The sequence below is a fragment of the Marinomonas colpomeniae genome (genome assembly GCF_014803385.1).
In the GTDB taxonomy this organism is placed as follows: Bacteria; Pseudomonadota; Gammaproteobacteria; order Pseudomonadales; family Marinomonadaceae; genus Marinomonas; species Marinomonas colpomeniae.
Genome location: NZ_JACYFC010000002.1, coordinates 365,884 through 388,385 on the forward strand (window position 1 = coordinate 365,884; position 22,502 = coordinate 388,385).

Genomic DNA, 22,502 nt, shown 5'->3' on the forward strand with positions numbered 1-22,502 from the left:
TTACACACAAAAATATTTATTTTTCTTTATCGGTGTCACCTTTCATGTAATGCTTTGAAATATCACGTAATTCTTCCATTTGATGGGCGAAATTACGACAGCTTACACATATGGTAGTGTGGAAGCCAAGCGCCACTTTTTCCTTTGTGCCCAATGGGCGATCAAGTTTTTCGGACAGTAATTGTGTTGCTTCCTTACAGTTCATCATTTTGATACTTCTGCTTGATACCAGTTGTCTTCTAGGCACTCCCGTAGTCGTAAACGAGCGCGATATAAAGTGACGTTAAGGTTACTGACAGTGATGTCTTCATTATGACAAATTTCTGATGTTTCCATTTCCAGAAATTCTCGCATCATAAACAATCGACCGTACTTTTCAGGCAGCGCATTTAAGCAAGCATCGAAGACTCGCCAAAAGTGTTTGTTTTCGACACCATGCTCTGGTTGGTCCCACTTTTTTGGTCGTTCATGCTTTTGCCAATGACCATTCTGTTCAAACAGTGCGTCCATTAAGGCATCACCGCTAAGGTTAGAACCGTCTTCCAATTGACTGGCTGCTGTATGGCGCTTTTCCTTACGCAAAAGATCAATAAGTTTATTCTTCAATATAGAAAAAACCCATGTCTTCAGTGCTGATTGACGACCAAACTTTTCGATGTTTTGGTATGCTGAAATCATCGCTTCTTGAACTGCATCCTCTGCAAGCTGATGATCTCGAACCTGTAACTGTGCAAACTTGAACATTTGGCTGCGTAGGTCTTCCATAAAAACAGCATCATGGAATACATTAATTGCAGGTGAACTGTTTACATCAGAAGATGGGTTTACATCGATCATTTAAGCCTCAGCTTTCACTTCTAGAATTTAGACGGAGTAGTGTAGATAATTCTTACACAATTTAAGCACTTTATATTTACATTATAATATCAGTCTACTTTTTTACCCAGAAGTTCCCTTTCTGCTAAATATTCGTCTTTCAGTTTGACGTAATTCAAGCCTGCATATTGAAAGTATTCAATTTCTTCTTTTGTTAGTGGACGAGCTTGTTTTACTGGGGAGCCCATATATAAGTAGCCAGATTCAAGATGTTTGCCAGGAGGTACTAAAGAACCAGCGCCAATGATGACTTCATCTTCGATAACGGCACCATCAAGAATTGTTGTGCCCATGCCGACTAAAACCTTGCTGCCGATAGTGCAGCCATGAAGCATTGCCATGTGGCCAACTGTGACATCATCACCAATAGTTAATGGGTGGCCTTCAGGCTTATATGTACTTGCATGTGTAATGTGTAAACAGGAATTATCTTGAATGCTGGTACGAGCGCCAATTCGAATGCGATGCATGTCACCTCGAATGGCAACTAAAGGCCAAACAGAGCTGTCTTCGCCAATGACGACATCGCCGATAACAACTGCGCTATCATCAACCCAAACTCGATTGCCCAATTGAGGCGTCTTGCCTCGGAAAGATTTCATCACCATACATCCTCTCTTAGGGGTATTTTGGTCTGCAAAATGAAGGAACTATTAAAACAATAGCTATTTACGTATTGAAAAAAGCTCAAGACCACATATCTTATTAGGTATGACTCTTTACGAATGCCATATCGCTACGCCATCTCCACCCTTTTTGTTTGTGTTACAGTGCGGCATGGTTAAGCCATAAGGCGTTCAATTTTAATTAAAGGATATCACGATATGTCACAGTCTGTATGGGACGCGACCAGCTTACCAAATTTCACTAGTTTAGATGTTTCTAGCATCGAAACAGATTTAGAAGCCCTGCTAAAATATAATCAAGCAGGCATCGATGCTTGTGTCAGTGAAAATGCTAATCCAACCTGGGAAAGCCTAGTCTTGCCCCTTGATCAGCTAGACGATGATCTGAATCATTTTTGGTCACCCATTAGTCATTTGAACTCAGTTAAAAACACACCTGAGATTCGTGCTGCATATAATGCATGTTTACCTAAATTGACTCAGTTTTATACAGACCTAGGTCAAAACAAAGCGTTATATCAAGCTTACAAGGCATTGGCGGAAAGTCCGGCAGCGAAAGATCTATCACAAGCTCAAACAGAAGCTTTGACGCATACTATTCGTGATTTTGAATTGTCTGGTGTCGGCCTTGAAGGGGATGAGAAGAAACGTTACGGCGAAATTAGTCAGCGTTTATCTGAGCTGGGCAGCCAATTTGGTGAAAATGTATTGGATGCCACACAAGCATGGAGCAAACTGATTACCGATGAGACGGAATTATCTGGTTTGCCTGAGTCTGCGCTTGCTCAAGCAAAACAAATGGCAGAAGCCAAAGAAAAAGAAGGCTGGCTGTTTACTTTAGATTTTCCGTCTTACATGCCAGTTATTAGTTACGCAGATAATGCGGCGTTGCGAGAAGAAATGTATCGCGCCTTTGCTACACGTGCTTCAGACCAAGGTGGTGATATTAAGTTTAATAATGCACCGTTGATTGACGAAATTTTATCACTTCGTCATGAAATGGCTCACATTTTAGGTTTTGATAATTACGCGGAATTGTCTGTAGCAACGAAAATGGCAGACAATGGACAGCAGGTTATCGATTTCTTAGAAAGCTTGGCAGATAAGTCAAAAAGCTCTGCAAAACAAGATCTTAAGCAATTAACTGCCTTTGCTAAAGATGAAAATGGTGTTGATGAACTGAACGCATGGGACATGACCTATTACGCCGAAAAACTTCGTCAGCATAAATACTCTATTTCTCAAGAAGAGCTGCGTCCTTACTTTCCAATGAACAAGGTATTGTCTGGATTGTTTCACGTGGCACAAACTCTATTTGGCGTAAAAATTCGAGAAGAAAAAGAATTTGATAGCTATAACAATACCTTACAGTTATTCACTATCAGTAAAGATGGAGAAGATATTTCACGTTTCTACCTTGATCCTTATGCTCGTGAAGCAAAACGAGGTGGCGCTTGGATGGATTCATGTCGTACACGACGTCGTTTACCCGACGATAGCTTGCAACTTCCTATTGCATATCTTGTATGTAATTTCACGCCACCTATAGGTGATAAGCCAGCATTGCTGACGCATAACGAAGTTACAACCTTGTTCCATGAATTTGGTCACGGTTTGCATCACATGTTGACGCAGATTGATGTCGCTGGCGTGTCTGGAATTAATGGCGTTGCATGGGACGCAGTAGAATTACCAAGTCAGTTTATGGAAAACTGGTGTTATGAGCCAGAAGCTTTGGCGTATATTGCAGGGCACTTTGAAACGGGCGAGCCACTGCCAAAAGACTTATTAGATAAAATGTTAGCTGCGAAAAACTTCCAATCTGGGATGCAAATGATGCGTCAATTGGAGTTCTCTTTGTTCGATTTCCGTTTACACATGGAATATCAAGAAAACACAGTTGTTCAAGACGTAATTGATGATGTGCGAAGTAAAGTTGCTGTTACTACTCCGCCTACATTTAATCGCTTTCAAAATGGTTTTTCACACATATTTGCAGGTGGTTACGCGGCAGGTTACTACAGTTATAAATGGGCTGAAGTATTATCAGCCGATGCGTTCTCTAAGTTTGAAGAAGATGGTATTTTCAATACAACTACTGGCGCGCACTTCCGTGATACCATATTGGCTAACGGTGGTTCTCGTCCGGCAGCTGAATTGTTTGCTGAATTTCGTGGCCGTGAACCAAGCACTGATGCGCTATTAAGACACAGCGGCATTGCGGCTTAAACATTAATCTATTTAAAGAATTGACGTAATAATCAAGCGGTGTCTTATCTCACTATTTTTAAGTAGATGGTTGAGATGAACGCTGCTTTTTTATGCGCTTTTAAAGGTAGTAAAGTTATGACAGTAAAACGCTTTATCGCTGGAGTTGTTTGCCCACGTTGTAGTGAAATGGATAGAATTCGCGCATGGCGTGATGACGATGCAGAGCAGCAGTATCGTGAGTGCATTTCCTGTGGTTATGAAGATGCTCAATCGACAACAATCGAAGCGCAACCGCCAGAGTTAGCAACCAGAGTGAATCAACCTCACAGCAGCGCTCCAGACGTAGAAGAGGTAGTGATTAACTTTATTCCGAATCCAGGAATGACAAAACACTGATTGGACAAGAGTGCTCTTATGGATTATGTATTTGTAACACTTGGTAATATCCTTAAATATAGATATTCCATTATTTTTAAAGGAGGCGTAGTTCTCATTGGAATTGTTTTTGTTGCTTGGTCAGACACCTCATTTAAATTAGTAGAGATGGAGGCTAAGCAGAATGACCTTGAATTTTCAGTTAAAATGTCTACAGGGGCTAGTGAGGTAGGAACTTTAAACTGTAAAGAGCTGGTTCCTACAAAAGAAGCTGTAGATTGCAACTCAGCTCAATATTACAAGGAGGTTTTGAAGCCTTCTATAAAACTTTTTAATCTAGTCGTAGATATTTGTCTTTTTCTTGGGCTTAATATGATTTTGCTGTCTATATTCGGTCTGATCTTTAAACATAGCAAAGTGAACCTTTCTGGTGTACTTAGATGCATGTTAATTATCCTTTGTTTGAACGCTGTATTCTTGTTGCAAATTTACTATTGATAAATACACGATTGATTCCTATTTATCGTTATCTGCATAGCCGCTACCAATCGCATTAAAAGGCATATCAAGACCGAGTTCCGGTACTTGCAAACCGACCCACGTTGGAAACGTATTGCTGTTTGGTCCCGGAAAAATCGTATATTCATTTGCCCAAGGGTAACGCGTTACGGCTTTTGTTATTTTTGGAATCAAAGTCTCTGCTTTTTCACCTGTTAACGACAATATTTTTTCAGGCTTCGATCCAAACCAATAACGATCTGGTGTACTTGTTTTATATTGATGTAACGCAGGTAAGCCACGCTTCACTTGCCAACCAGTCACTTCATAAACAGTATATTCAGATGCCCCTTTTTCTTTTGTTGCGACCCAAGAATGTACGGCAAACCAACCACGCCAACTGAAAGCATCTGCGGCATAGAACTCAATAACCGCTTCAGAGACTTCTTTAGGGTTAGGCGCAATACCAGCAGGCTCACGGCTGGCTGTTCGCCAGTCATCGTTAGAACAAGCACTTAATAACAATGCAGTAATTAGAATCCCAAAGTGCTTTTTCATTCGCTTGTCCTTAATACAATTCATATATTAATTATTAATACCATAATTACTGATTAAAAAAGGGGCAGAATTTAGGAAGCTATGTGTATTCCATATGAGGGGTAGACATCTAGAAATTGTGTCTCAAGTAAATAACGTTGCATAATTGACATAAAAAACGCCACATCACTTATGCCGTGACGTGGCGTTTTACATTCTTTCGATTAATGAAAACTTATTTCATTTCAGTAATAAATTTAGCTTTTGACGCTCGAACTTTTTTCAGGTCTTTCAACCAATCGCCTTCCTCTGCACGGTAGCCAAGTGGCAACAAGATAACAGAACGAAGACCACGTTCACTTAAGCCCAAAATCTCGTCCACTTTCGCTGGATCAAAGCCTTCCATTGGGGTGCTGTCTACGCCTTCTTCTGCTGCTGCAATCAATGCAGTACCAAGACCAATGTAAGCCTGACGGGCAGCGTGTTGGAAGTTTACTTCTGCGTCACGTGGAGGGTAGGCACCTAAGATCATTTGACGATAGTTTTCCCAACCTTCGTTTTTAAAGCCTCGCTCGTCATTCACAAGATCAAACATTTCGTTAATACGATCTTCTGTATAGTTATCCCATACAGCAAAAACCAAAAGATGTGAACCGTCTGTGATTTGAGCTTGGTTCCAAGCGTGAGGCACAATTTGTTCGCGTAATTCTTTATTGGTTACCACAATGACTTCGTATGGTTGTAGGCCGCTAGAGGTTGCTGTTAGGCGAGTTGCTTCCAAAATACGATCTACTTTTTCTTGATCAACAGCTTTGCTTGGGTCCATTTTTTTCGTCGCATAGCGCCAGTTCAATTTGTCTATTAAATTCGACATTTAAATATTCCTTAAAAGAAGTTTCTGTATGACTCTTATATGGTTGATTTAGGCAAAAATTCAAGAGGCGTATCAACAATCAATGGTTTTATTATTTCAATAAATCGAGTTGGAAAGTCATTAGTTAAGGCGATCGTTTAGGTAATCTGTCAGTTGGTCAACTTCTAAGGGTTTTGAAAAATAATAGCCTTGTAAAAAATGCACACCGATCTCATTGAGTTTTTCCACTTGCTCAAGTGATTCAACACCTTCCGCGACAACTTGGTAGCCCATAGATTGTGAAATTTGCATGACAGCATGGACAATGTTTGAACCACTGCCGTTGACGTTATCTATGAAACTTTTATCAATTTTGACAATATCAACACCTAGATCTTGCATGCTTGCAAGAGAGGAATATCCGGTGCCAAAATCATCAATGGATATTTTAATACTCATTTCTTGAAGCGCTTTTATTTGCTTCATTAAAACTGTTTTATCAGCCGCAAAAACAGACTCAGTAATTTCTATATGCAATAAACTCGGTTCAAATTTCAATCGGGTTAATAGTGTTTTAATGTGTGTGACAAACTCTCTATCTTGGAGCTGAATAACTGAAACATTGATGCTAACGGTTAAGGCTCTACCGTTTTGAGACAGTGTTATGATTTGCTGACAGGCTTTTTCTACTACCCACAACCCTATATTTTTAATCATGCCGTATTGTTCGGCAATCGGAATGAATTCTATAGGCGAGACTTCTTCACCATCCAGATGCCATCTTAGTAGAGCTTCTATACAGGCGATGCTACCTGTTTTACTTTTTATAATGGGTTGAAAAACCAGTCGCATTTCGCTTTTTTCAATTGCAGTTAAAAGTCTATCAGAAAGTAAATGGTCTCGAATATTTTGCAGACGTAACGATTCACTAAAGTGACCTACTTGGCCTTTCTCTATACGTTTCTGCTGGTACATCGCCATATCTGCATTTTGAATCAGAGTGTCGTGATGGCTACCGTGTTCTGGATATAAGGCAACGCCAATAGTGGCACCTACCCAAGTTTTTGATTGAGTAATAGAGTGAGGGAGGCTGATGGTATGAATCAGCTCTTCAGAGAAACGATTAACGTCTTCGATGCTTTCAAATTTATAAGTAACTAAAAATTCGTCGCCGCCCCATCGGCAAATAGGCAAAGAGTCTTGAGATAATAAAGCAATGCGCGATGCGGTTTCTTTGACAACTTTGTCACCCGCTTGATGACCTAGGCTGTCGTTGATTTGCTTAAAACCATCAAGATCTATGAATAGCAATGCAAACGGAGTCTCAGGATCGGCATCAACCACCTGATTTAATTCCTTCAGAAACGCAGTGCGATTGAGTAAGCCTGTTAAACGATCAACGTTAGAAAGACGATAAATTCTCTGAGTGCGAACCTCTACTTTTTTTTCCATGTTTTGTAAAAGTTGTGCGTTTTGATTCTTTAAATGGATTGCTTTGTAGGTAAAGGAAGAAAATTTCACAGCAGATAATGACATAACAATTGTATAAGCCAAGCCCATCGTGCCCATTATGTGATGGTAAGAGTCTTCAGAGAAGAGAAGAACAATAGTGTAGGGCCCTGACATGACAAGAACACAAGATACGGCAGTGAATCTATGAGCCGACCACATATTTGCGACACCAGAAGCGATACCGCATATGATTATGATAGTCGTAGCTAGTTCACCGGGATTTGAAAATGGGAAAAAATATAGAGGGTAAGCACCCCAAATGCATGCGGTCAAAAGAGAATATGAAGAAAAAACCCATAAGTCTTTTTTAGATGAGGTATATTTTTGTGAAGTTTTCTTTCTATAGTAAGCTAAATCAAATAAGCGTAATAACAGCCCAATCATCATGATTAGCCACCAAATGATTTTATTTGAACTGTATTCTTGATCGCTAGAATTAAAGCTAAAAACAAAAGCAGTACTGACAAAGGCTGAAACAATGGTGCTCGTAATGACATTAGCATATAAAAGGCGTAGAGCTTCTTGTAGCTCATCTTGTTTCACCTCTTTATTTGTTTCCACTTCCTTACCTCATAGATAAAGTTTTTTGTATTTTTAAGTACGAATTTAACTTACCTTAAATGCTTATTTAATGTGTCTAATTTAGCACAGTTTCATACTTATGAAGTAACGAATTCTTTTGATATTTAAAAGTAGTGTCAATAAAAAAAGCATAAAAAAGAGGAGCTAATTAGCTCCTCTTTTACTTGTTAAGTTCTTATAAAATTAAATATTGAAACTAATTAATTTATATCTTGAACTGAGTAACAAGAGTATCTAACTGAGCAGAGAGTTTTTGTAAATTGGCGCTAGAAATAGTTAATTCATCTGAAATTTCAGATGTTTCAGTCGTTAGCTGATTAATCTCTTCTACGTTTTTACTCATATCGTTTACAACAAGCGCCTGTTCTTCTGTTGCCGTTGCAACTTGAATGTTCATATCACTGATTTGGCTAATGTGTGATGTGATTTGTTCAAGGGAGGTATTTGCGTCGTTAGCTTGTGTTACAACAACATTACTTTGATCTTGACCTGTTTGAATCGTGGCTACAGTTTTCGCAGATTGTTCTTGCAACAGATCGATCATTTTCTGGATCTCGTCTGTCGATTCAGAAGAACGGCTTGCAAGGTTGCGTACTTCATCGGCTACAACCGCAAATCCTCGGCCTTGTTCACCAGCTCGGGCTGCTTCAATTGCAGCGTTCAGAGCCAGCAAGTTGGTTTGCTCTGAAATACTGCGAATCGTATCTAAGATGCTACCAATCGAGTCCGTTTGTGATGCTAATGAACCAATGTCTTTACTGATGTGTTGAATTTCAGTTGATAACTTAGAAACACCTGTGCGTGCTTTAGCTACTAGGTCAGCACCTTGGTGAGCTTGCTTATCTGCTTCTTGTGCTGCTTGAGCAGCTTGTGACGCGTTTTCTGCAATGTTTTCAACCGTAGCGCCCATTTCATGAATTGCTGTTGCGATTTGCGTTGTGCGGTCTCGTTCGTTTAAGCAATTGTTATGCGTCGCTTTTGCTTTTGCTGCAATGTCATTCGCTGTGTGAGCAAGCTGGCGAGAGTTTTCTGCTACGTCTTGAATCGCAGTACGAACTTTCGTAATGAATTGGTTAAAGTGCTGAGCAATATCACCTAGTTCATCTTGGCCATCCAATGTCATTGCACTTCCAAGATCCAGTTTGTCACTGGCTCTTGAGATATGCTGTTGTAGGTAAGATACGCGTTTATTAAGACGACGCAGCATTAGCCAAGCAAGAAAGATAGAAGCAAATAATGCCACTATGATTAAAACAATCATTTCTAAACGACTTTCTTCATAGTATTTTTGGCTATCTGCGTAGCTTGTTTGACCTTGTTTTAATAAGTCATCAAGAATGGCATTAACTGCTTTACGCATTACGCCATAGCTGGCCGCGTATTTTGATTTATAAATTTCTTGTGCTGTAGCTAAATCATTTCTTTCCAACGCGGCAAGCATTGGTGTTAATTCATCGCTTTTTACTTTAGCGAAAATGTTGATTATTTTTTGTACGTCAGCTCGAGTTTTTGGATTTACCTGAGCATCAAGAGCTTGTTTTAAAGCCTCGTCCATTTCTGGAATATCTTCTGCGCGAGTTTCTTTTACGCGAGTTAATACACCCTTAGCATCTTTTAGTGCGGCTACTTCTTGTAACAACATAACATCGATACCAACACGCATACGAGGAATGCGAGAAGCAACTTCGGCAAGAGAGCGCATTGGAGCACTAGTATTTTCAGCGAGCTTTCTTGTTTGTTCTTGCGCGTTTGAAAGACCGAATAAACCTGCCCAACCCACCAGCAATAATACAAAGCAGGGCAATGCAATAACAGATAGAAACTGAGCTTTCAGAGACATTTTATTAAATATCAAAATAGATTACCTTTGTGGCAGTTATATGGGTTAAGCAAAGAAGATTAGATTAAAAGGTCTGTGCCTTTTAATCGTAGGTTATTTATCTTGAAGTGTACAAGAAATAAGGTTTATTTGAGGCTTTATTTTTAATGTTTCTCAGATAAGAGCATAATCTTTTAACTCCACACGACAGACATTCTTCTTTTGTCTTAAAAGGTCATATTAAATGGCGTAAGGATATTCGGTTGTACTACCTACATCTAAACAATACTTTTCGGTCTTTATCTAATCCAAATTATCGTCTTTGGTTTGGTGGCGCAGCGATATCAAACATTGGCGCTTGGTTACAGCGTACAGCACAAGATTGGATCGTTATTACAGAGCTTTCGGATCAGAACGCGTCGGCGGTGGGCCTTGTTGTTTTTCTACAGTTCGCGCCACAAATCCTTTTGTTACCCATTACAGGTTGGACGGCCGATCGAGTTGATCGTCGTAAGCTGCTTTTTATTACGCAATGCTTAATGGCTACTTTAGCCTTAATACTTGGTTTATTGGTTTTGAGTGGGCACGTTGTTTTTTGGCAAGTGTGCGCTTGTGCGTTTGCATTGGGTTGTGTTGCGGCCTTTGATGCGCCTGCACGTCATGCGTTTGTTTCAGACATTGTCAGTGAAAAAGAATTGTCTAATGCTGTCGGCTTGAATTCGGTGGCATTTAACAGTGCGCGTTTGGTTGGCCCCGCGATGGCAGGATTGCTCATTGCTTTGATCGGAACTGGCTGGGTGTTTATGGTCAATGTGGTGTCTTTTATTCCCATGTTGATTGCTTTGCATCGCTTAAAAGCACGTTTACCGAAAATGGCCATCGATACGAGTAAAGCTACCCCTGACATGGCAAAGTTTCTTGATGGTTTTCGTTATATTTGGCAACACAGAGAAATGGCCGTCATCCTAGTTATGTCGTTTCTTATTTGCAGTTTGGGTATGAATTTTTCGGTGTATCTTTCCGCAATGACAGTACATGTGTTTGAAGGTCGTGCTGATCAGTATGGATTCTTAGTTTCCATGATGGCAATTGGTTCTATTTCAGGCGCCATGGTAACCGCGAGTCGTCAGTCTTCACCTTCTTTTCGTTCGATGATTTACGTTGCCGCGTTGTTTTCTTTGAGTTGTTTGCTCGTGTCTATTAGTTCGTCATTTTGGGCGTTTGCCGTGTTGCTCATCCTTTTAGGATTAAGCTTACAGCTGTTTACCACCTCGACCGCGTCTTACATGCAAGTCGCGACGGAAAAGCCATATAGAGGCCGAGTCATGGCCGTGGTATTGGCGACCGCATTAGGCAGCACCGCATTAGGCGCACCTTTGGTCGGTTGGGTCGCGGATACTTTCGGAGCACGTTGGTCGATTGGTATGGGAAGTGTGTCTGGTATGTTGGCGGCGTCATTAGGCTTCTGGTTTTTACGTAAACAAACGAAAGAAGTGCTAAAGACAGAGGTATGACATGATCAGAGTGATTAATGTGCTGCAGAGAAGCAGTTTGTTTTTATAGTTATATGATAAAAACAATAAGATAAGGTAAAGAGCGGCTAAATAAAAAGCTAGGTTAGATTGTAAGTGGTCTGCTTTTAGATAATAAATCGTGACTAATATCGCCAGTGCCGTCGTTCTCATCCATGAGAAAGCGGTGCGTTCATATTGCGTTTCTTTTTTTTTTTCGATCATTTTATGATGAACAATGATGCTAATAGCACAGAGCAGAATGCAGCAAGTACTATGTTCCCTATACCGTATTTTAAGTCTCGACCATGGCGCATGTTTATTTCATTTCCTCGCCAACGTAGATAGCCACCGACAATACAAAAAGCACTGATTATGATGAACGCATAAAATAAAATAGTAAGCTTTGAGTCGAGCTGTAAATACGTAATCATTTGATCGACAGCGAGCGCCGCGACAAAAAAACCAAGTCCTGTTCTAACCCACGCTAAAAAGGTTCTCTCATTGGCAAGGGAAAACCGATAATCCGGTGTTTCCCCTTCTTCATACCATTTGCTCATAATTCACTGGCCCTTAGTTATAGGAAAAGCTCTGAGATTTGTGGAATAAAAGCAATAAGCAACGCAGCGATCAGCATGCCACCTAGTGTCGGTAAAGCACCAATGAAGACATTTTGCACGGATGTTTTACTGATTTGGTTAGCAATAAAGAGGTTTCCGCCCAACGGTGGTGTGACAAAGCCTAACCCTAGGCAAACAATTAAAATGATACCGAAGTGATATTGGCTAATGCCATATTGACTGAGCATGGGGTACAGCAAGGGTGTTAACACAATAATGGACGCTAAGGTGTCCATGAAGCAGCCGACGAACAGTAATAACGCAATGACCAATAAAATCGTCATGACTTTGCCATCTACGAAGGATGACATGGAGTCTGTGATTAATTCAGGGATTTGTTGGGACGATAACAACTTACCTAACACTACGGCAAAAGGAATTAAAAACATCGCAACAACAGACATAATTGCCGACTGTGAAAAAACACTAAGCACATTGTGCAGTTTGATTTCTTTGTGAACAAAGGCACCAATAATAAAGGCGTAAAGTGATGCCACTGCTGCTGATTCCGTAGGCGTAAATGCGCCTGAATAAATGCCGCCTAGAATGATGACTGGAGTCAGTATCGCCCATTTCGCTCTATAAGTTGCTTTGAGTTGCGTTTTCCATGTCCCAGCTTCTCGAGTGCCACCCCAATTGTTTTTCTTTGAAACCCAGTAAGCTGGAATGGCAATACCAAGAGCTAAAAGCAAACCAGGAAGTAACCCGCTTAAAAACATCGATGACACCGATGTACCAGGTTGAGCTAGCGCGTAGATGATCATTGGATTTGAAGGCGGAACCAATATCGCAATAACACCAGAACAGGCCGTTAACCCAGCGGCAAACCCTTTGCTGTAGCCTTGTTTAATCATGGCTGGAATCGTGATGGTTCCGATGGCGGCTACTGTCGCCGGTGCAGAGCCAGAAAGACCGCCAAACAATAAAGACGCAAATATAGTAACGATTGCCAATCCGCCGGGTAAATGCCCAACAAACTCATCGGCAAGATCCAATATGCGTTGTGCTACTCCACCTGTTGCCATCAAGGTTCCTGCCAAGATGAACATAGGAATGGCTAATAATGGGAAGCTGTCGAGTGACTGATAAGCATCAAGCGCTAATTCGATGGTATCGAACCCTAAACTATAGAAGGCAACAAATAGTGTGCAACCTAACGCAATAGCAACGGGCACCTGAAAGATGATAAACAGAAAAAAAGAGCAAACAGTGAGTGTCACTTCAAGGCTAGACATTGATTGGCTCCTGATGATCAGTTGCTTTGCGAGTTTTCAATAGAATATGAATACGTTGCAAAAGTCGCACGATAGTCAGTATGAAGATGCCTGGTAAAGAACCGAGAAGCAGCCAATAAGGAATCCTTAGGCCTTCGGTAGTTGAACCCAACATGTGATGAAATTCAGCAGCACGATAAGCTGCCAATGCAAATAAGATACTAAATACAATGAATATAATGTGTGAAATAAATTCAATAACAACGCGTTTTGATTGCCACGCTTTGGTAGTTGGGATGAGATCGATAATAACGTGTTTGTTGGATTTCACCGCCCAAGGTACACCGAGAAATATCAACATTATCATCAGCGTTCTAGCAATTTCATCTGTGTACGCAGAAGGAGAGTTCAGAAAGTAACGGTTAAATACTTCAATATTGAGAGATATCGCAATGTAGCCCAACATAAGGCTGCATAGAAACTCTTCAAAATATCTATCCATTATTTTTATTAGCTTTAGCATATTAAAATCTACTTTAAAAAATGGGCAGGAAAAGCATCCTGCCCTATGTCTTTAGATATTGTCCAATGTGCTTTTTAGAGTTTCAAAGAAATGTTTTTCGTCTTTGTTAAAGTCTTTAGTCGCAATCTTAGTGGTTGGCGCTTGAATAATTGCCGTGAACGCATCTTGCTCAGCAGACGTTGGCGTAATGACGTTAACACCTTGTGCTTTGAATTTCTCAAGTGCGTTAGTTAACTCAATTTCAAAGAAGGCTGCATTTTGTTTAACTGCATCGTCCGCTGCTCTTTGAACTTTCATTTGCAAGTCTTGTGGAAGTTTATTCCAAGTACGTGCGTTGACTGTCATGAAAGAACCATGCGGTTGGAAGTTCAATAGATTCATATTGCCAGCCACTTCATGCAAACCAAAAGCGACAGCAGTAGCAGGAGGAATCGCTAAGCCATCAACAGTACCTGTTTGAAGTGCTGTATAAACCTCAGAGATGCCCAATGTTGTCGCACCTGAACCTAGCTCAGTGATCATGCTGCGCTCAACTTCACTTGGCGTTACGCGAATTTTCAAACCTTGCATATCCGCTGGCGTTTGTACTTTTTTATCGGTTGTTAAAATACCGCGGAACTCAAATGGCATAACATAAAGCAAACGTAGGTTTTTCTTTGCCATAAGTGATTGAAGTTCATCTACCGCTTCACCACCTAACGTGCCATATGGATAGAACAACTTATTGCTCGTCTCAATACTTTTAATAATATAAGGAACATCGAATGATTTAAATGCATGAACGACAGAGCCTAGGTTTGCTCCTGAAGACTGAGCGCCTTGAACAGTCGAGCCAAGCTGAGCTTTTTGTAGTAACTGAGTGTCATTACCCAGCGCACCACCAAAGCTGGCGTTAATATTGACTTGGTCATCAGTGTATTGTTTTACCAATGATTGGAAGCTCGTTAGCGTTTTCCCCCAAGGAGAGGCAACCGGCGTAGTAGATGCCATTGTTAGGTCGTAGTCCGCAGCAGAAGCCATGGCAGTTGAACCAACTAATAACCCAGTAGAGATAGCTTTAACTAAAAATTTAAGTTTCATGTTTTGTCCTTTTATTTTTTTAATAGACGTTTTAATAGATTCGCTAAGGGCGACTCTAAGCTTACTGTGATGCTAGTGTTTTATTAATGTCGTGTTGTGGAATATCGCCAATCTCAAGCATTTTTCGGTCGAGAATAAAGGTCATTTCACGAACAACATCTTTATATTTCGGATCGTTGTAACAATTGAACAATTCAAGAGGGTCTTCATCGCAATCAAACAATTCCCACTCTTTTTCTTCACCACCTGGTTGCGTGCCTGGTAGGTCAAAGCCTTCGTTGTACCAAAAAATTAATTTGTAGCGTTTGTTGCGGACACCGTAATGAGCATAAGCGTTGTGATGTTCATCGCTGTGCATCCAATATCTGTGGTACGCCACGTCTTGCCAGTCTTCTGGTGTGTTTTCTTCCAATACAGGCCTGACACTCCTGCCTTGCATATAGTTCGGCACAGGTAAGTTGGCGTAGTCTAAAAACGTAGGCGCGAAATCGACATTGGAAAGAATGTCATTAGACACAGTGTTTGGTTTGATTCCTTCTGGATAACGGATTAAAAATGGCATTTGGAAGGATTCTTCATACATGAAGCGCTTATCGAACCAGCCATGCTCACCCAAAAAGAAACCTTGGTCTGAGGTGTAAATAACGATGGTGTTGTCTGCTTGACCTGTTTCGTCTAGGTAATCAAGCAACTCACCGACGCTTTCGTCAATGGAGGCAATCGTACGAACATAACGCTTAATGTAACGCTGGTATTTAAAGTGAGCGAGTTCGTCTTGAGTCTTGAAAGTGAAAACGTCACCGTTGTCTTTATCGATAAGTTTGAAGGTACTTAGATCTTCAGGTACTGGAATCTTGCGAACCAATGAGTTAACAACCGCCAGTTCGCCCACTTCTGAACCACCTTCTGGTTGCACAAGGCCAAGGTCAAAATAAGTGATATCTCCATGAACTCGCATTTTTGCGGCTTTAGCGGCTTTTGCACGATTTTTATAGTCATCGGAAAAAGTTTCAGGGACTTTTATGTCGTCAGTATAAGAATTGCGATATTTAGGATGTGGTTCCCAAGAACGATGTGGCGCTTTGTGATGACACATTAAAAAGAAAGGCTTGTCATTGTCGGTCTTTTTTAGCCAATCAATAGATTTCTTAGTAATGATTTCAGTGGCGTAACCTGGGACTTGAATATGCTCTCCCATTTCAATCAGTTCAGGATCAAAGTACTCACCTTGACCTGGTAATACAGACCAAAAATCAAAGCCAGATGGTTCATGTTCTGAACCTTCTCCTAAGTGCCATTTACCTATCATCGCGGTTTGATAACCACCCGTTTGCAAATGCTTTGCTACGTTGGGAATGTGTTTGTTTATTTTACTTTCTAACGTCATCACACCATTTACATGATTATAAGTACCGCAAAGGATGCTGGCGCGGCTTGGCGTACAAATTGAGTTAGTGACGTAGCAATGATTGAAACGCATACCTTCCGCTGCGATACGATCAAGATTCGGTGTTTTATTGATCCCATATCCATAACAACTGATGGCTTTTGAGGCGTGATCGTCCGCCATAATAAAGAGAATGTTGGGTTGTTTTTTCATTTTAATCTACTCGCTGTGAAGAAAAGCGGTTAGTTTCTGGACCGCCTGATTGATGATTTTTTTATTTTTTTCAATATGGGCGTCAATGTCGTGAACCGATATAGCCGCTTCTGCAATACAAAGCAGATGAATGAATTTACCTTGCTTGTCATAAATAGCTTTCGAGAAACGTCGTATTCCACGGACATTACCCTCGATGTCATATAAAACATCGGTTAAACAAGTATTTTGTAATTGCTCTTTTAAGTAGCTTTTAGAAACGCTATTGCGCAAAGCCCCAGCTTCAAAAAATGCATTTACATCGAATTGTTCACGTACTTTATCCCAACCCATTGCCGCCAAGCTGAGTCGTGATGGTGAATCTAGTTCGTATAATGGACGTCTAAACCCTGTGTGTGCTTTAAGACGAAAAGCGACATTTTTTGATTCTTTTTTCGACAGCCAATAAAGCTGACAATTCTCAATGAATATCGCTTCACAAGACTGTTCTGATTGGTCAGAGATGTCTTCCAACACTTGCTCTAGAAGACTTAAATAACCTTCAGATAAGCTCATTTTCTTTTGCAGATAAAAATTACGTACAAAAGATTTATCTTTTAATCGGCGTAAGTAACCTTCTTTTTCAAGTGTATTAACTATGCGAGAAGCGGTTGCTACTGGAATCTCACATTTTCGTGAAATACTTGCCAAGGTTTCTGCTTTGTCACTTACGGCAAAAAGCTCAATGACTTTTATTGTTTTTCTTACAGGTTCTGATGTCATATCGATCTCCGTCTTAAGATATTAGGAAAGAGCTACTCCAAAGTGAAGCCATATATGGTGGTTCGATTACCATATATGGTTTTATAATTATAATTAATTGATTAATAAAGAATTATTAATTTATTCTCTGTGATGGTGAAAAATATAGGAAAAGATAAGTGAGTTATGTGGTGTTTTTTGCTTGCTTGGCACTTTAATCTAATTGCCGTAGTCTAGACTGATGAAGCAGTTTGTTGTTTTAAGTCACTCTTTTTTATAACACTAAAAATAATGGATGGAGAATCTTATGTCACAACATCTAGTCTTAAGCTTTATTGGAGATGATCGTCCAGGAATTGTTGATCGCCTTTCCGATACTATTTCTCGTCACCATGGTAATTGGTTAGAAAGCCGAATGGCTCATTTAGCTGATAAGTTTGCAGGCATTTTAACGTTATCTGTACCCATTATTCATCAAGATGCATTAATCAACGATCTGCGTGATTTCGAAAAATTGGGCCTCAGTGTCACTATTGAAATTGCACAAAATAATGTTGTGGAAGGTTCGACGCTGTCTTTATCTGTTGTCGGGAATGACCGCGCAGGCATAGTAAAAGAAGTCTCTCAAGTTCTACATTCTTTAATGGTGAACGTCAAAGAATTGAAAACATTTTGCGAACCGGCACCGATGAGCTCCGATATGCTGTTTAAAACAGAAATGGTTCTGGTCGTTCCAGATAACCTCCCACTGTCGGAATTAGAGATCGCGCTGGAAGGTATCAGCAGTGACCTTATGGTTGAATTATCAGTAAGCCAGTTCGCTTAACTTGTTAATGAAAGAGCTGAATGACGGTGTTAGTTAAAGAGCATTAATATTGTCTACACACCATTCTGCTCTTTCTAATACGGCGTGCTTCTGCGCGTCGTTTTGTTTGTCCCAATTACCGTAAATCATGCCGATACGAGGATTCTTCGCGAGGCGTTCTCGGTGTTTCACCATAAAGCGCCAATATAAGCTATTCAACGGACAAGACAGTTCACCTGTTTTTTCTTTTACTTTGTAATGACAAGACGTGCAGTAGTCGCTCATTTTATTAATGTAACTGCCACTCGCGATATAGGGCTTAGACGCCACCCAACCGCCGTCTGCGAATTGACTCATGCCTCGAGTATTCGGCAACTCTACCCACTCTAATGCATCGATATAAATCCCCAAATACCACTCATCAACTTGATTTGGTTCAATGTCCGTCAATAAGCAAAAGTTACCTGTCACCATGAGTCTTTGAATGTGGTGAGCGTAAGCGTAATCTAAAGACTGTCCAATGGCGCTGGTAAGGCAATGCATCTTAGTGTCACCGTTCCAGAAGTAATCGGGCAAATCTCGCTGTGCGTTAAGGGCATTTTGTTCTCGATAATCCGGCATATTGATCCAATACATGCCACGGACGTATTCACGCCAACCCAATATTTGTCGAACAAAACCTTCGATCTGCGCAATATCGATATCATTGCTGTTCTTGTAGCGGGTGATCGCGGCTTTTATAACGTGTTTTGGGCTGATTAATTTACTGTTCAAGGCGAAGGACAAACGTGAATGATACAGACTCCAACTGTGTGGTGTTTTACTGGTCATAGCGTCTTGAAAGCGTCCAAAATTAGGCAAAAGGTGCGTACAAAAATACTCTAATAAATGCAGCGCACCCTGTCGATTAACAGGCCAAAGTAATTCGTTTTCTGCACGACCCATTGATGAAATGCCATGACGCTCTATACGTTCGAGTAAATGGCGTACATCGTATTGAAAACATAAAGGCTGAGGGATTTCACCGATGTCTTGTGCTTTTAGTTTGTTTCGATTGTCACTGTCATAATTCCATTTCCCACCTTCAGGTTGCCCCTCTTTATCCATCAAGATATTAAAACGTTGGCGCATTTTTCGGTAAAAATTCTCCATACGCACACTGTGTTTTGGCTTGAAAAATGTCGGAATATCCTCGAATGGTAATAAAAAATGTTCGCTGTCGACCATTTCGATTTTCTGTTCAGTATGTTCAATCAGAGTCTGATATTGCATTAAAACGCGATGTTCGTCTGGTCGTTGGAGTTGAATGCAGGAAATATTTTCTTCTTTTGAAATGGTGAGGATTAACGACTCTAATGTTTGCTTTTCGGTATCGTCTAAAGTGAGATAGCGCACATGATGATTAGCGTCTTTCAATACATCAGAAAATTGTTCCATTGCCAGAAAAAACGCACACAGTTTTTGAATATGATGCTTAACGTAAGTTGCTTCTGGGTGCAGCTCAGCAATCAAATACAATACGCCATCATCACGTTGTTTGAACCAGGAATGCCCAGCATTTAATTGATCACCTAAAATAACGCGTAAAGTGTGATAGCGATTCATGAAGATTTCCTTGTCGTTTTGGGTTTCTTAGAAGGCCGAACGTGTGTGGCGAGAATGCGTTGCTTTTCTTGTTGGGCGTCTGGATTTTTGCGATAGCCCCATAAACGATCTCGTGCCGCTTTTGCGGATTCTGCGAGAGGCACAATCGGTGCAGGATAATCGTCACCAATATGACATTGATACAAGGCTTCTTCCATTGGCGACATCTCCCATGGTGAATGAATTAACGGCGCCGGGACTTCATCAAGTTCAGGCACCCAGCGACGAATAAATTGGCCGTCTGGATCTTGGTCCTGAGCTTGTTTTACTGGGTTGTAAATACGAATGGTATTGGTGCCTGTCATCCCCGCTTGCATCTGAAATTGTGGGTAATGAATGCCAGGTTCAAAATCGAGAAAAAGACGGGCCAAGTGATGCACACCAAAACGCCAATCAATATTTAAGTGATGGCATAAAAAGCTAACCAACATGGCGCGCATGCGAAAATTAATATAACCCGTTGCTTGTAATGCCCGCATGCAAGCATCAATCATAGGGTAGCCTGTCATACCCTGTTGCCAAGCGAGTAAATCCATCGGTATTTTATCGTCTTGGCGATGGGGGAATTGCTCGTAAGCTCGATTGACGGGATGGAATTCCATGCGACATTCGCTTTCGAATTTTTGCATGAAGTGACAATGCCAATGTAAACGAGAGCTCAGCGCAATCAATGTTCGCCGCCAGCCTGTTGTGTTCCAGCGTGATAAAAGGTCTTGATAGACTTCTCTTAAACTTATGTTTCCCCAAGCTAAGTAAGGTGAAAGCCGCGAACACGCTGATCGGCTCGTAAGAGGGCTGGATATCGAACGGTAATAGTCTTTACCACGGCCAGCATAAAAGCTGTCTAAGGTTTGCCACGCAAGGCTTGGCCCACCTGTTTGCATGCCTTTTTTATGTTGTTTCCAGCTGTCTGGCACTTCTGGGGAGTTTGGTGTGATTGGGTGCCATAACATCTCATTAAGATCGATGTCGACAATAGGCGCTCGCATAACTTGCTGCCAAGCCTTATCCCAATCTTTTCGATGCGACAATGGGCGAATAACCGCACCTGTTGGAGACTCGTTCCATACAATGTTGTTTTGCTGACACCAGCTTTTGATACGGATGTCTCGCTCGAAAGTAACGCCTAAACCTACCTCTTCGCTACTAAAAAGCGTTTCAAATTGAGTGTCTAAATGAAGCTTTTCAAGGGCTTTTGATGGCTCATCTAAGAGAATCTGAACGTGCCCGCCATGCTGAACAAGTTGTTGATTAATATCTTCTAATGATTGCCAAATAAATCGCCAGTGACGTTCGTCATAATGTGGATCTGATAGCAATTCAGGTTCGAAAATGTACAACAAAATAATCGGCAGATTTTGCTGTATTGCATTGGCTAAAGGCAAATGATCCGTAAGACGCAGATCCCGTTTGAACCAGACAACTACCGGTTTAGTTTGGTGAGTCGTTATTGTCATGCTTGAGGTGAAATTGGCCAGTCAGCCGCATCCACAGAATCCAGTTGGCTATCGTAATGATGACCTTGCCATTTATGAATGAAGTGGTGATTGGGGTCATATTGCTCTGTTTGCTTTTCTAAATTAAAGCGACGGCCACCTCGTGGATCCGCACCAACACCTGCGATGTATTGCCAATTACCCCAGTTCGATGCCACATCGTAATCAATGAGCTTTTCTTCAAAATACGCAGCGCCATAACGCCAATCAATCGCCAGTTCATGGACCAAACAACTGGCTACAATTTGACGGCCACGATTACTCATGAACCCCGTTTGATTCAATTGCTTCATGCACGCATTCACAATGGGATAAGGCGTATTCCCTTCACACCATTTACGGAAACGTTCTGCGTAAAAACTGCCGTGTGTTTTTGCATTGGATAAACCACCGACCAAGAAAAGCTGTTTACCGTAATACGTGGCGTACCATTGAAAATATTCACGCCACAGCAGCTCAAAATAAATCCAGTAAGTCGATTCGTTCTCCCCGTATTTCTCTTCGTATTGCGTCAGTGCGGCTTTTATTTGTCTTGGTGAAAGGCTGCCTTGAGCGAGCCAAGGAGAGAACTTAGTCGAGTTCCCCCAACCGTCTAAGGCATTTCGTACCTCTTTATAGTGACTGGCTAAATTGGTAGAGAAATAATGATTGAGTTGCTGTCGTGCCGCTTTTTCACCTCCTGCGAATGTAGGTATTGATGTTACTGGTTTCGGTTTCCATGGTCGAATCAGAGGCAGGGAAAGTTTCAAAAGCAACTCTGACACCATGGGTAACTGAGTTACGTGTGGAGACGACAGCGGCGGGTCTAATACCTCAACCAATTTACGAAATTTGGAAAAACAACTCGGAAATCCGTACTCTTGTTCTGGCTTTTTAGTCGACGTCGTCACTAAAGAAGTAAAGGTGAAAGGAAGTTGCTCTGGCTCAAACAAAGTTAAGCCATGTTCAATATGAAAGTGCACATCAGCAAAATCATGGGCTATTTTTTCCAGACTTTGTTGCTCGTTCCAGCCACTGTTATGATTGCAGTAAAGATGAGAAATAGGCAGTTCATTCAACAGCAGGGTGATGCTGGTGACCACGTCATGTTGGCTAACAAATAACGTTTGCCCGAGCTTTTCTAACTCTGTAGCAAGGCTGTTTAAACCCTCGTCTAAAAAACGACGACGCAGCGCTGACATGCCTTGTGTTGCATATCGGCTAGGTTGTTTGTGCTGAGGTTCATCGCAATATAAACACACTAATTGGTCGACTTCTTGTGCAGCAAGTGACAGCATTTTTTGATCTGTGCAACGTAAGTCATTGCCAAACCAAACTAGCCCCAATTTCATTGTTACACCTCTGAGTTATTGTCTTATTTGAAACTGATACGTACAAAA

The 22,502-nt window shown here is 41.1% G+C and carries 21 protein-coding genes; 5 read left to right on the forward strand and 16 right to left on the reverse strand.

Annotated elements, in window-relative coordinates:
* Positions 1-16: 16 nt before the first annotated feature.
* The 3 genes from IF202_RS06860 to IF202_RS06870 form a co-directional block, all read right to left on the reverse strand.
* Positions 17-208, reverse strand: a complete 192-nt coding sequence (locus tag IF202_RS06860) for a zf-HC2 domain-containing protein (RefSeq protein ID WP_191594146.1) — start codon at positions 206-208, stop codon at positions 17-19.
* Entirely contained in the window at positions 205-837 is a 633-nt protein-coding gene (locus IF202_RS06865) for an RNA polymerase factor sigma-70 (RefSeq protein WP_191594147.1), read from the reverse strand. The genes IF202_RS06860 and IF202_RS06865 overlap by 4 nt, the downstream gene beginning before the upstream one ends.
* A gap of 89 nt (positions 838-926) precedes the next feature.
* On the reverse strand, positions 927-1,484 hold the full coding sequence (locus tag IF202_RS06870; protein ID WP_191594148.1) for a gamma carbonic anhydrase family protein: 558 nt from the start codon (positions 1,482-1,484) through the stop codon (positions 927-929).
* 216 nt (positions 1,485-1,700) lie between these two features.
* On the opposite strand from IF202_RS06870, the gene prlC reads away from it, so the two are divergent.
* From prlC to IF202_RS06885, 3 genes are all read left to right on the forward strand, one after another.
* Positions 1,701-3,731 (forward strand): oligopeptidase A, encoded by a 2,031-nt coding sequence (gene prlC, locus IF202_RS06875; protein WP_191594149.1) that lies wholly within the window; start codon positions 1,701-1,703, stop codon positions 3,729-3,731.
* A gap of 117 nt (positions 3,732-3,848) precedes the next feature.
* The gene (locus tag IF202_RS06880; RefSeq protein WP_191594150.1) at positions 3,849-4,109 is read left to right on the forward strand and encodes a YheV family putative zinc ribbon protein; all 261 of its coding nucleotides are present in this window, start codon (positions 3,849-3,851) and stop codon (positions 4,107-4,109) included.
* A gap of 18 nt (positions 4,110-4,127) precedes the next feature.
* Complete coding sequence (locus IF202_RS06885) at positions 4,128-4,586, forward strand: hypothetical protein (protein ID WP_191594151.1); 459 nt, start codon at positions 4,128-4,130, stop codon at positions 4,584-4,586.
* Positions 4,587-4,604: 18 nt separating this feature from the next.
* Here the strand turns inward: IF202_RS06885 and IF202_RS06890 are convergent, their stop codons facing one another.
* From IF202_RS06890 to IF202_RS06905, 4 genes are all read right to left on the reverse strand, one after another.
* Positions 4,605-5,144, reverse strand: coding sequence for a DUF3750 domain-containing protein (locus IF202_RS06890; RefSeq protein ID WP_191594152.1), 540 nt, complete (start codon positions 5,142-5,144; stop codon positions 4,605-4,607).
* A 214-nt stretch (positions 5,145-5,358) separates the two neighbouring features.
* Positions 5,359-5,997, reverse strand: coding sequence for an NAD(P)H-dependent oxidoreductase (locus IF202_RS06895; RefSeq protein WP_191594153.1), 639 nt, complete (start codon positions 5,995-5,997; stop codon positions 5,359-5,361).
* Between the two features lie 120 nt (positions 5,998-6,117).
* A complete protein-coding gene (locus tag IF202_RS06900; RefSeq protein ID WP_206705409.1) occupies positions 6,118-8,049 on the reverse strand; it encodes a putative bifunctional diguanylate cyclase/phosphodiesterase in 1,932 nt (643 codons plus the stop codon).
* 226 nt (positions 8,050-8,275) lie between these two features.
* Positions 8,276-9,925, reverse strand: coding sequence for a methyl-accepting chemotaxis protein (locus tag IF202_RS06905; RefSeq protein ID WP_206705410.1), 1,650 nt, complete (start codon positions 9,923-9,925; stop codon positions 8,276-8,278).
* A gap of 227 nt (positions 9,926-10,152) precedes the next feature.
* Between IF202_RS06905 and IF202_RS06910 the strand changes: the two genes are divergently transcribed.
* Entirely contained in the window at positions 10,153-11,403 is a 1,251-nt protein-coding gene (locus IF202_RS06910) for an MFS transporter (protein WP_191594154.1), read from the forward strand.
* Between the two features lie 218 nt (positions 11,404-11,621).
* Here the strand turns inward: IF202_RS06910 and IF202_RS06915 are convergent, their stop codons facing one another.
* The 6 genes from IF202_RS06915 to IF202_RS06940 all read right to left on the reverse strand — a co-directional run bounded on the left by IF202_RS06915 (position 11,622) and on the right by IF202_RS06940 (position 17,199).
* Positions 11,622-11,960 carry a YidH family protein gene (locus tag IF202_RS06915; protein ID WP_191594155.1) on the reverse strand — a complete coding sequence of 113 codons (339 nt, stop codon included), beginning with the start codon at positions 11,958-11,960 and terminating at the stop codon, positions 11,622-11,624.
* 17 nt (positions 11,961-11,977) lie between these two features.
* A complete protein-coding gene (locus IF202_RS06920) occupies positions 11,978-13,255 on the reverse strand; it encodes a TRAP transporter large permease (protein WP_191594156.1) in 1,278 nt (425 codons plus the stop codon).
* Complete coding sequence (locus tag IF202_RS06925; RefSeq protein ID WP_191594157.1) at positions 13,248-13,757, reverse strand: TRAP transporter small permease; 510 nt, start codon at positions 13,755-13,757, stop codon at positions 13,248-13,250. The genes IF202_RS06920 and IF202_RS06925 overlap by 8 nt, the downstream gene beginning before the upstream one ends.
* 51 nt (positions 13,758-13,808) lie before the next feature.
* The gene (locus tag IF202_RS06930) at positions 13,809-14,837 is read right to left on the reverse strand and encodes a TRAP transporter substrate-binding protein (protein WP_191594158.1); all 1,029 of its coding nucleotides are present in this window, start codon (positions 14,835-14,837) and stop codon (positions 13,809-13,811) included.
* A gap of 61 nt (positions 14,838-14,898) precedes the next feature.
* Positions 14,899-16,437, reverse strand: a complete 1,539-nt coding sequence (locus IF202_RS06935) for a sulfatase family protein (RefSeq protein WP_191594159.1) — start codon at positions 16,435-16,437, stop codon at positions 14,899-14,901.
* 6 nt (positions 16,438-16,443) lie between these two features.
* A complete protein-coding gene (locus tag IF202_RS06940; protein WP_191594160.1) occupies positions 16,444-17,199 on the reverse strand; it encodes a helix-turn-helix domain-containing protein in 756 nt (251 codons plus the stop codon).
* A 286-nt stretch (positions 17,200-17,485) separates the two neighbouring features.
* On the opposite strand from IF202_RS06940, the gene IF202_RS06945 reads away from it, so the two are divergent.
* Complete coding sequence (locus IF202_RS06945) at positions 17,486-18,004, forward strand: glycine cleavage system protein R (protein WP_191594161.1); 519 nt, start codon at positions 17,486-17,488, stop codon at positions 18,002-18,004.
* A 33-nt stretch (positions 18,005-18,037) separates the two neighbouring features.
* On the opposite strand, the gene IF202_RS06950 is transcribed toward IF202_RS06945, so the two are convergent.
* The 3 genes from IF202_RS06950 to IF202_RS06960 are packed head-to-tail and all read right to left on the reverse strand — an operon-like array spanning position 18,038 to position 22,454.
* Complete coding sequence (locus IF202_RS06950) at positions 18,038-19,588, reverse strand: cryptochrome/photolyase family protein (protein WP_191594162.1); 1,551 nt, start codon at positions 19,586-19,588, stop codon at positions 18,038-18,040.
* On the reverse strand, positions 19,585-21,084 hold the full coding sequence (locus IF202_RS06955) for a cryptochrome/deoxyribodipyrimidine photo-lyase family protein (protein ID WP_191594163.1): 1,500 nt from the start codon (positions 21,082-21,084) through the stop codon (positions 19,585-19,587). Before IF202_RS06955 ends, IF202_RS06950 begins: the two co-directional genes overlap by 4 nt.
* On the reverse strand, positions 21,081-22,454 hold the full coding sequence (locus IF202_RS06960; protein WP_191594164.1) for a DASH family cryptochrome: 1,374 nt from the start codon (positions 22,452-22,454) through the stop codon (positions 21,081-21,083). Before IF202_RS06960 ends, IF202_RS06955 begins: the two co-directional genes overlap by 4 nt.
* Positions 22,455-22,502 lie beyond the last annotated feature (48 nt).